The organism is Streptomyces sp. NPDC059695, from assembly GCF_042733785.1.
Classification (GTDB): Bacteria; Actinomycetota; Actinomycetes; order Streptomycetales; family Streptomycetaceae; genus Streptomyces.
Window position 1 is genome coordinate 42,193 of record NZ_JBHWFF010000005.1, and the last position, 10,609, is coordinate 52,801.

The following is a 10,609-nucleotide window of genomic DNA, read 5'->3' on the forward strand; positions in this document are numbered from 1 at the left end:
GAGAGGCCTCCGAAAGGGGCCTCTCGGTCTTTTCGTGCGGCTTTTCCGGGACGAACCGCCCGTAAGGGCTGTGACGTATATCCCTGGTCCGATCCGCCGTCGCGATGAGACACTATGCGGGACGCCACATAAGTAGCCGGTTACCCGGCGGTTTCGAACCCGTGACCAACGGGAAGGAGGCCTGAGCGTCACCGGGCAACGAAGCCCACTTCCAGTGACGGGTCGCCGGAGACCCGAAGGTCTGCCGGACCCTCGGTCCGTCCCCCGCGGGGCAGCCTCTGCCGCCGCAACCACACAGCTGAACCCACAGCACCGCTCCGTATCGGCGGTGTCCGCATGCTGGAATGAGCTATCCACTTCGCGAGAAGCCAGCCATCATGTAACCTGCACGAAATTTCGCGGAGGGCCAACGTCGTCCCTCGGTAGTAGCTCCCCCAGACGTGGTCTGGGAGGTGCCCCCAGCCACGACGACGACGGGAGAGCCGATGCGTTCCGACGCCTGGTCGCCCATGGACGGTCGCCCTGCTCCGCAGGGGATGTACGACCCCCGTAACGAACACGACGCCTGCGGTGTCGGGTTCGTGGCCACCCTCACCGGTGTAGCCAGCCACGCACTGGTCGAGCAGGCGCTGACCGTACTGCGCAACCTCGAGCACCGCGGCGCCACCGGCTCCGAGCCCGACTCCGGTGACGGCGCCGGCATCCTGCTCCAGGTCCCGGACGCCTTCCTCCGCGAGGTCGCCGGATTCGCGCTCCCCGAGGCCGGTGCGTACGCCGTCGGCATCGCCTTCCTCCCCGAGGACGGCACCGACGAGACCGCCGCGAAGATCGAGGCCATCGCCGCCGAAGAGGGCCTCACCGTCCTCGGCTGGCGCGAGGTCCCCGTCGCCCCCGAGCTGCTCGGCGCCTCCGCCCGCGCCACCATGCCGGTCTTCCGCCAGCTCTTCGTCACCGGGGGCACCTCCCGGACGGAGTCCGGGGGAGGCGAGCTCACGGGCATCGCGCTCGACCGCAAGGCCTTCGTCCTGCGCAAGCGCGCCGAGCGCGAGGCCGCGACGTACTTCCCGTCGCTCTCCGCCCGCACCATCGTCTACAAGGGCATGCTGACCACCGGCCAGCTGGAGCCCTTCTTCCCGGACCTGTCGGACCGCCGCTGCGCCACCGCCGTGGCCCTCGTCCACTCCCGGTTCTCCACCAACACCTTCCCGAGCTGGCCGCTGGCCCACCCGTACCGCTTCGTCGCCCACAACGGTGAGATCAACACCGTCAAGGGCAACCGGAACTGGATGACCGCCCGCGAGGCGCAGCTCGACTCCTCCGTCTTCGGCGAGGGCTCGCTGGACCGGATCTTCCCGATCTGCACCCCGGACGCCTCCGACTCGGCCTCCTTCGACGAGGTCCTGGAGCTCCTCCACCTCGGCGGCCGCTCCCTGCCGCACGCGGTCCTGATGATGGTCCCGGAGGCGTGGGAGAACCACGAGACCATGGACCCGGCCCGCCGCGCCTTCTACCAGTACCACTCCACGATGATGGAGCCCTGGGACGGCCCGGCCTGCGTCACCTTCACCGACGGCGTCCAGGTCGGCGCGGTCCTCGACCGCAACGGCCTGCGCCCCGGCCGCTACTGGGTCACCGACGAGGGCCTCGTCGTCCTCTCCTCCGAGGTCGGCGTCCTCGACATCGACCCCGCCAAGGTCGTCCGCAAGGGCCGCCTCCAGCCCGGCAAGATGTTCCTCGTCGACACCGCCGAGCACCGCATCGTCGAGGACGACGAGATCAAGGCCGCCCTCGCCGCCGAGCACCCCTACGAGGAGTGGCTGGAGACCGGCGAGATCGAGCTCTCCGACCTCCCCGAGCGCGAGCACATCGTCCACACCCACGCCTCGGTCACCCGCCGCCAGCAGACCTTCGGCTACACCGAGGAAGAGCTCCGCGTCATCCTCGCGCCGATGGCCCGCACCGCGGGCGAGCCCCTCGGCTCCATGGGAACGGACTCGCCGATCGCGGCCCTCTCCGCCCGCCCGCGACTGCTCTTCGACTACTTCACGCAGCTGTTCGCTCAGGTCACGAACCCGCCGCTGGACGCCATCCGCGAAGAGCTCGTCACCAGCCTCCGTTCCTCGCTGGGCCCCCAGGGCAACCTGCTCGACCCGACCTCCGTGTCCTGTCGCAGCGTCACCCTGCCCTTCCCGGTGATCGACAACGACGAGCTGGCCAAGCTCATCCACATCAACGCCGACGGCGACATGCCCGGCATGAAGGCCGTGACCCTCTCCGGCCTCTACCGCGTCTCCGGCGGCGGCGACGCCCTCGCCGCCCGCATCGAGGCCATCTGCGCCGAGGCCGACACCGCCATCGAGGGCGGCGCCCGCCTCATCGTGCTCTCCGACCGGCACTCCGACGCCGAGCACGCGCCGATCCCCTCGCTGCTGCTCACCGCGGCCGTCCACCACCACCTCATCCGTACCAAGCAGCGCACCAAGGTGGGTCTGCTGGTCGAGGCCGGTGACGTCCGCGAGGTCCACCACGTCGCCCTGCTCATCGGCTACGGCGCCGCGGCGGTCAACCCCTACCTGGCGATGGAGTCCGTCGAGGACCTGGTCCGCGCCGGCACCTTCATCGAGGGCCTGGAGCCCGAGCAGGCCATCCGGAACCTGATCTACGCCCTCGGCAAGGGCGTCCTCAAGGTCATGTCCAAGATGGGCATCTCCACCGTCGCCTCCTACCGCGGCGCCCAGGTCTTCGAGGCCGTCGGCCTGGAGGAGTCCTTCGTCGCCACGTACTTCAACGGCACGGCCACCAAGATCGGCGGCGCCGGTCTCGACGTCGTCGCCAAGGAGGTCGCCGCCCGTCACGCCAAGGCGTACCCCGTCTCCGGCGTCCCCTCGGCGCACCGCGCCCTGGAGATCGGCGGCGAGTACCAGTGGCGCCGGGAGGGCGAACCGCACCTGTTCGACCCGGAGACCGTCTTCCGCCTGCAGCACGCCACGCGCAACAAGCGGTACGACATCTTCAAGCAGTACACGGAGCGCGTGAACGAGCAGTCCGAGCGCCTCATGACGCTCCGCGGCCTGTTCGGCTTCTCCGCGGAGCGGGAGGCGATCTCGATCGACGAGGTCGAGCCGGTCTCCGAGATCGTCAAGCGCTTCTCCACCGGCGCCATGTCGTACGGCTCCATCTCCCGCGAGGCGCACGAGACGCTCGCCGTCGCCATGAACCAGCTGGGCGCCAAGTCCAACACCGGTGAGGGCGGCGAGGACCCGGACCGCCTGTACGACCCGGCGCGCCGCTCCGCGATCAAGCAGGTCGCCTCCGGCCGCTTCGGCGTCACCAGCGAGTACCTGGTCAACGCGGACGACATCCAGATCAAGATGGCCCAGGGCGCCAAGCCCGGCGAGGGCGGCCAGCTGCCCGGCCACAAGGTCTACCCGTGGGTCGCCAAGACGCGTCACTCGACGCCCGGCGTCGGCCTCATCTCGCCGCCGCCGCACCACGACATCTACTCCATCGAGGATCTGGCCCAGCTGATCCACGACCTCAAGAACGCCAACCCGGTCGCCCGCATCCACGTGAAGCTGGTCTCCGAGGTCGGCGTCGGCACGGTCGCCGCCGGCGTCTCCAAGGCCCACGCGGACGTCGTCCTCATCTCCGGCCACGACGGCGGCACGGGCGCCTCCCCGCTGACCTCCCTGAAGCACGCGGGCGGCCCCTGGGAGCTCGGCCTCGCCGAGACCCAGCAGACGCTGCTGCTCAACGGCCTGCGCGACCGGATCGTCGTCCAGACCGACGGCCAGCTCAAGACCGGCCGCGACGTGGTGATCGCCGCGCTGCTCGGCGCCGAGGAGTTCGGTTTCGCGACCGCGCCGCTCGTCGTCTCCGGCTGCGTCATGATGCGCGTCTGCCACCTGGACACCTGCCCCGTCGGCATCGCCACCCAGAACCCGGTCCTGCGCGACCGCTTCTCCGGCAAGGCCGAGTTCGTCGTCAACTTCTTCGAGTTCATCGCCGAGGAGGTCCGCGAGCTCCTCGCCGAGCTGGGCTTCCGCACCATCGAGGAGGCCGTCGGCCACGCCGAGCTCCTCGACACCAGCCGCGCGGTCACGCACTGGAAGGCGCAGGGTCTCGACCTGGAGCCGCTCTTCTACGTGCCCGAGCTGCCCGAGGGCGCGGTCCGCCACGCCCGGATCGAGCAGGACCACGGCCTGGAGAAGGCCCTCGACAACGAGCTGATCCAGCTCGCCGCCGAGGCCCTGAACGCCGCCTCCGCCGAGGAGGCCCAGCCGGTCCGCGCCCAGGTCGCGATCCGCAACATCAACCGCACGGTCGGCACCATGCTCGGCCACCGGGTGACGAAGACGTTCGGCGGCGCCGGCCTTCCGGCCGACACCATCGACATCACCTTCACCGGCTCCGCCGGCCAGTCCTTCGGCGCCTTCCTGCCGGCCGGTGTCACGCTCCGCCTGGAGGGCGACGCCAACGACTACGTCGGCAAGGGCCTCTCCGGCGGCCGTGTGATCGTCCGCCCGGACCGGGGCGCCGACCACCTGGCCGAGTACTCGACCATCGCGGGCAACACCATCGGCTACGGCGCCACCGGCGGCGAGCTCTTCCTCCGCGGCCGCACCGGCGAGCGCTTCTGCGTCCGCAACTCCGGCGCCCTGGTCGTCTCGGAGGGCGTGGGCGACCACGGCTGCGAGTACATGACCGGTGGCACGGCGGTCGTCCTCGGCGAGACCGGCCGCAACTTCGCGGCCGGCATGTCGGGCGGTGTCGCCTACGTCGTCGACCTCGACCGGGACAACGTCAACTCCGGGAACCTGGAGGCGATCGAGGCCCCGTCGGACACCGACAAGGCGTGGCTGCACGATGTCGTGCGCCGCCACTTCGAGGAGACCGGCTCGACGGTCGCCGAGAAGCTCCTCGCCGACTGGGACGCCGCGGCGGCCCGGTTCAGCAAGATCATCCCCACCACGTACAAGGCAGTGCTCGCCGCCAAGGACGCCGCTGAGCTCGCCGGTCTCTCCGAGACCGAGACCACCGAGAAGATGATGGAGGCTGCGTCCCATGGCTGACCCCAAGGGCTTCCTGACCACCGGGCGTGAAGTCGCCCAGACCAGGCCGGTGGGCGAGCGCGTCAGGGACTGGAACGAGGTCTACGTCTCCGGCTCCCTGCTCCCGATCATCAGCAAGCAGGCCGGCCGCTGCATGGACTGCGGCATCCCGTTCTGCCACAACGGCTGCCCCCTCGGGAACCTGATTCCCGAGTGGAACGACTACGCCTACCGCGAGGACTGGTCGGCGGCGTCGGAGCGGCTGCACGCCACGAACAACTTCCCGGAGTTCACCGGCCGCCTGTGCCCGGCTCCCTGCGAGTCCGCGTGCGTGCTCGGCATCAACCAGCCGGCCGTCACCATCAAGAACGTCGAAGTCTCCATCATCGACAAGGCCTGGGACGCGAACGACGTCAGGCCGCAGGCCCCCGAGCGGCTGTCCGGCAAGACCGCCGCCGTCATCGGCTCGGGCCCGGCGGGCCTCGCCGCCGCCCAGCAGCTGACCCGGGCCGGCCACACCGTGGTCGTGTACGAGCGCGCCGACCGCATCGGCGGCCTCCTGCGCTACGGCATCCCCGAGTTCAAGATGGAGAAGCGGCACATCAACCGCCGCATCGAGCAGATGCGCGCGGAGGGCACCAAGTTCCGCACCGGCATCGAGATCGGCCGCGACCTGACGTCGACGGACCTGCGCAAGCGGTTCGACGCCGTGGTCATCGCCGCCGGTGCCACCACCGCCCGCGACCTGCCCGTCCCGGGCCGGGAGCTGAACGGCATCCACCAGGCGATGGAGTACCTGCCGCTCGCCAACAAGGTCGTCGAGGGCGACTTCGTGGCCCCGCCGATCACCGCGGAGGGCAAGCACGTCGTCGTCATCGGCGGCGGCGACACCGGCGCGGACTGCGTCGGCACGGCGCACCGCCAGGGCGCGGCCTCGGTCACGCAGCTGGAGATCATGCCGAAGCCGGGCGAGGACCGGAACGCCGGCCAGCCCTGGCCGACCTTCCCCATGCTCTACAAGGTCACCTCGGCGCACGAGGAGGGCGGCGAGCGGGTCTACTCCGTCTCCACCACCCACTTCGAGGGCGACGAGGACGGCAACGTCCAGTTCCTTCACCTCGTCGAGGTCGAGTTCGTCGACGGCAAGCTGACCCAGAAGCCGGGCACGGAGCGGAAGATCCCCGCCCAGCTGGTCACGCTCGCGATGGGCTTCACCGGCACGGACGTGGAGAACGGCCTGGTCGCCCAGTTCGGTCTGGCCCTGGACGAGCGGGGCAACATCGCCCGTGACGCGGACTTCGCCACCAACGTCGACGGCGTCTACGTCGCCGGCGACGCCGGCCGCGGCCAGTCGCTCATCGTCTGGGCCATCGCCGAGGGCCGCTCGGCCGCCCGCGGCGTGGACCGCTACCTGACCGGCGCCAGCTCCCTGCCGGCCCCGATCCGTCCGACGGACCGTTCGCTGACGGTCTGATCCCACCGGATCACCCCGAGAACGTCCCGTACAACGACGTACGGAACTGAGCGCAGCGCCCCCTGAATGTCCCCGACCGGACGACGTGGGGGCGCTGCGGCGCGTGGTCAGGCGGCGCGGAAGCGCGGGATGACCTTCGTGCCCCACTGCCGGATCGTCTCCAGGCAGACCTCCTGCGGGACCGTGCCCATCTGGATCAGGCACATCACCTCGTCGACGCCGATCTCCCGGAGCCGTTCCACGTAGGCGATCGCCGTGGACGCGTCCCCGTAGGCGTGGTCGGTGTGGTACGTCCCCGTGTCGACCGGGCGGGCCGGGATGTCCGCCTCGTGGAGGCGGGCGATCAGCTTCTGCCGCTGGTCGTCGAGCGCCCCCGCGTGGTCCTCGTCCTCCGCGTACCCCGTGGGGGCGGGCGCGCCGCCGTACCAGTGGGCGATCGACTCGGCGAAGAAGCGCTGGCCCCGGGTGCCGAGCCGGAGGGCGCGGGCGGCGTCGTCCAGGACGATCGTCGGGCAGAGCGCCGAGAAGTGGTCGTTGACCTCCGTGGAGACGAACCGGGATCCGTCCCGGGACGCGAGGGCCTCGTCGTACACCCTCCGCATCGCGCGGACGTCGTCGGCGCCCGCGAAGCCCATCACCAGCGCGCCGATGCCGAGTTCGGCCGCCCGGCGGAGCGAGTCGTGCTGCGAGCAGGCCATGAAGAGCGGTGGATGCGGGGTCTGGACGGGGCGGGGCAGGACCGCGCCGGGGCCGATGTCGAGCGTGCCGTGCCACTCCAGCTCCGGCTCCCGCCAGGCCGCCGCGAAGATCCGCAGGGCCTCCTCGGTCTGCGGGCGGGTGTCCTCCCGGCGCACCCCGAACATCCGGGTCTCCTGGCGGGTCGCGCCCCGGCCGGCGCCCACGTCGACGCGGCCGCCGGAGAGCACGTCGAGCATCGCGGCGCGCTCCGCGACCCGGACCGGGTGCTGGTAGCCGAAGGGCATGGTGACCACGCCGTGGCCGACGCGGATGGTCCGGGTGCGGGCGGCGACCCAGGTCAGGAAGATCTCGGACGCGCTCATGTGGGCGTACTGGGTGAGGGAGTGGTGCTCGACCGCCCAGATCCGGTCGAAGCCCATCTCCTCGGCGAGGACGGCCTGTTCGACGCAGTCGTGGATGACCTGGCGTTCTCGGTCGGGGGTCGGGTCGACGAGCTGTGCTTCGAAGATCATGGAGAACTTCACGGGACGCTCCTCCCGGGTGGGCCTGCCTCTGCCGTTGCTCACGGCCTGCTTATGCCTAATCGAAATACTTCTAGCAGGCACAAGGAGAGGAGGGAAGGGTCGTAGACTGCCGTCCGTGGTGGACCGAGAGAGCGTGCCAGGGCTTCCCGCGACCGGCTGGGCGGTGCTCGGACTGCTGTCCCACGGACGGGAGTTGTCGGGCTACGACGTCAAGAAGTGGTCCGACCGGTCCCTCGGCCTCTTCTACTGGAGCCCCTCCTTCAGCCAGGTCTACAGCGAGCTGAAACGCCTGGAGAACACCGGCTACGCCACCTCCCGGCTCGTCGCCCCCGAGGCCGGCACCCGCGACAAGCGCGTCTACCGCATCACCGACGAGGGCCTCGACGCCGTCCGCACCTGGGCCCGCACGGCCCCCCTCGACCCGCCCGTCCTGAAACACGCGCCGATGCTGCGGCTCTGGCTCGGACACCTCCTCGAACCCGCGCGGATGCGCGAGATCCTGCTCGCCCACCGGGAGTACGCCGAGGGCATGCGGCGGCGCGCCGAGGCCGACGTGGCGGACGCGGGGGCGGACGAGGCCTGGGCGTACCCCCGGCTCGCCCTGACCTGGGCCGAGCGGTACCACGCGGCCGAACGCGACCTGGCCGACGCCATGCTCGCGGACATCGAGGAGCTGGAGACCGAGGAGCTGGAGACCGAGGAGCTGGAGACCGAGAAGCTGGAGACCGAGGAGCTGGAGGGCGAGAAGCCATGGCACTGAGCCTGCGGAAGGTCGAGGAGACGGCACCCGCGCTCGTGAGTCTCTACAAGGAGGCCGGGGCCTCGCTGGAGCGGCACGGGGTCAGCGGGCAGCGCGTCGCCGTCTACCTCGTCGTCGACTACTCGGGCTCCATGAAGCCGTACTACGCGAACGGCACCGTGCAGGCCCTCGCCGACCGCGTCCTCGGGCTCTCCGCACACCTCGACGACGACGGGCGGGTACCGGTCGTCTTCTTCTCGACCGACATCGACGCCGAGACCGAGATCCGCCTCGACGACCACGCCGGCAGGATCGACCGGATCGTCGCCGGGCTCGGCCACATGGGGAAGACGAGCTACCACCTCGCCATGGACGCCGTCATCGACCACTACCTGGACAGCGGCTCCACCGCGCCCGCGCTCGTCGTCTTCCAGACCGACGGAGGGCCGATCAACAAGCTCGCCGCCGAGCGGTACGTCTGCAAGGCGGCCCGGCTGCCGATCTTCTGGCAGTTCATCGGCTTCGGCGACCCCGGCAGCCGGCAGTTCGACTTCCTGCGCCGCCTCGACGAGCTCGACGTGCCGGCGAAACGCCCCCTCGACAACGCCGGCTTCTTCCACGCGGGCCGGGACCCGGGCCGGGTCCCGGACGCGGAGCTCTACGACCGGCTCGTCTCCGAGTTCCCCGCCTGGCTCGCCGCGGCCCGCGCCCAGGGCGTCGTCCGGTCATGAGGCCGCCCGCGACAGGCGCGCGAACTGCTCCTCGCTCAGGCTGACGTCGAGCGCGCCCAGGTTCTCCACGAGGTGCGCCGCCGAGGTCGTGCCCGGGATGGGAAGGAGGTGCGGGGCCCGGTGCAGCAGCCAGGCCAGAGCCGTCTGCGACGGGGTCGCGCCGACCTCGCGGGCCACCCGCGCGACCGGCCCGTCCGGGCCCGCGTGCCCGCCCATGGCGACCGGGAAGAACGGGACGAACGCGATCCCCCGCCCGGCCGTGTGCTCCACCACGTCCTCGTGGTCGCGGGCCGCCAGGTTGTAGAGGTTCTGCACGGCCGCGATCGGGGCGACCTCCTCGGCCTCCTCCAGCTGGGCGACCGTCACCTCCGAGAGCCCGATGTGCCGCACCTTGCCCTCCTCCTGGAGCCGCCGCAGGGCACCGACCTGCTCGGCGACCGGGACGTCCCCGTCCAGCCGGTGCAGGTACAGGAGGTCGATCCGCTCCGTGCGCAGCCGGCGCAGGCTCAGCTCGGCCTGCTGCCGCAGATAGGCGGGGTGGCCGAGCGGCACCCACTCGGTGGGGGAGGGCCGGACCACGCCGACCTTGGTGGCCACCGCGACCCCGTCGCCGTACGGGTGCAGCGCCTCCGCGAGCAGCTCCTCGCCCGCCCCCAGCGCGTACGCGTCGGCGGTGTCGAAGAGCGTGACGCCCGCCTCGGCGGCCGTGCGCAGCAGGCTCACCGCGGCCGCGCGGTCGGCCGGCGGCGACCAGATCCGGGCCTCGGGTCCGGACGGGTCGCCGGGGCCGTCGGCGAGTCGCATCGTGCCGTAGCCGACACGCCGGACCGGAAGGTCTCCGCCGAGCTGGAATATCGTCGGGTCGGCAGCGGGGTTCGTGTTGTTCGTCATGCCCGGAACCGTAGGAGCTCACATGGATGTGAGCTTCAAGCACGGACGGGCGAATGTGAGGGGGGTCACATGAGGATCGGTGAGCTGGCGCGCGAGACCGGAGTGAGTGTCCGGCTGCTCCGGTACTACGAGGAGCAGGGCCTCCTCGGCTCGGAGCGGACCTCCGGCGGGCAGCGCGTCTACGGCCCCGACGCCCCCGCAGTCGTCCGCCGCATCCGCGCCCTCCTCGCCGCCGGGCTGCCGACCCGGGTCATCGCCGAGGTCCTCGACTGCGTCTGCGGCAGCGAGGCGGAGATCGAACCCTGCCTCAGCCCGCTGCTCGTCGCCCGGCTCGACGCCATCGACGAGCAGATCCACGACCTCCAGGGCACCCGCTCCTGCGCGCCCCCGCGCGGGCGCGGCGCGGGGGGGGCGCGCGGGCGCGCCCCCCCGAGTCCGCCCCGCGAACCGCGGTGTCCGGCCCCGCCGGCGGCGGAGTATTTGCGCCCTGTTTTGTAGGG

The 10,609-nt window shown here is 71.3% G+C and carries 7 protein-coding genes; 5 read left to right on the forward strand and 2 right to left on the reverse strand.

Going from position 1 to position 10,609, the window contains the following annotated elements:
* The first annotated feature begins 485 nt into the window (after nt 1-485).
* Entirely contained in the window at nt 486-5,072 is a 4,587-nt protein-coding gene (gene gltB, locus ACFV2S_RS08160; protein ID WP_385555358.1) for a glutamate synthase large subunit, read from the forward strand.
* Complete coding sequence (locus ACFV2S_RS08165) at nt 5,065-6,525, forward strand: glutamate synthase subunit beta (RefSeq protein ID WP_385555360.1); 1,461 nt, start codon at nt 5,065-5,067, stop codon at nt 6,523-6,525. Before gltB ends, ACFV2S_RS08165 begins: the two co-directional genes overlap by 8 nt.
* Before the next feature lie 107 nt (nt 6,526-6,632).
* Here the strand turns inward: ACFV2S_RS08165 and ACFV2S_RS08170 are convergent, their stop codons facing one another.
* Complete coding sequence (locus ACFV2S_RS08170; protein WP_385555362.1) at nt 6,633-7,748, reverse strand: LLM class flavin-dependent oxidoreductase; 1,116 nt, start codon at nt 7,746-7,748, stop codon at nt 6,633-6,635.
* A 115-nt stretch (nt 7,749-7,863) separates the two neighbouring features.
* Between ACFV2S_RS08170 and ACFV2S_RS08175 the strand changes: the two genes are divergently transcribed.
* Both ACFV2S_RS08175 and ACFV2S_RS08180 read left to right on the forward strand, forming a co-directional pair.
* Nucleotides 7,864-8,508, forward strand: coding sequence for a PadR family transcriptional regulator (locus ACFV2S_RS08175; RefSeq protein ID WP_385555364.1), 645 nt, complete (start codon nt 7,864-7,866; stop codon nt 8,506-8,508).
* A complete protein-coding gene (locus tag ACFV2S_RS08180; RefSeq protein ID WP_385555366.1) occupies nt 8,499-9,218 on the forward strand; it encodes a vWA domain-containing protein in 720 nt (239 codons plus the stop codon). Before ACFV2S_RS08175 ends, ACFV2S_RS08180 begins: the two co-directional genes overlap by 10 nt.
* On the opposite strand, the gene ACFV2S_RS08185 is transcribed toward ACFV2S_RS08180, so the two are convergent.
* Complete coding sequence (locus ACFV2S_RS08185; RefSeq protein WP_385555368.1) at nt 9,213-10,109, reverse strand: aldo/keto reductase; 897 nt, start codon at nt 10,107-10,109, stop codon at nt 9,213-9,215. The two genes, ACFV2S_RS08180 and ACFV2S_RS08185, sit on opposite strands and share 6 nt — an antisense overlap.
* 69 nt (nt 10,110-10,178) lie before the next feature.
* Here ACFV2S_RS08185 and ACFV2S_RS08190 point away from each other — a divergent pair, with 69 nt between their 5' ends.
* Nucleotides 10,179-10,607 carry a MerR family transcriptional regulator gene (locus tag ACFV2S_RS08190; RefSeq protein ID WP_385555370.1) on the forward strand — a complete coding sequence of 143 codons (429 nt, stop codon included), beginning with the start codon at nt 10,179-10,181 and terminating at the stop codon, nt 10,605-10,607.
* Nucleotides 10,608-10,609: the final 2 nt, after the last annotated feature.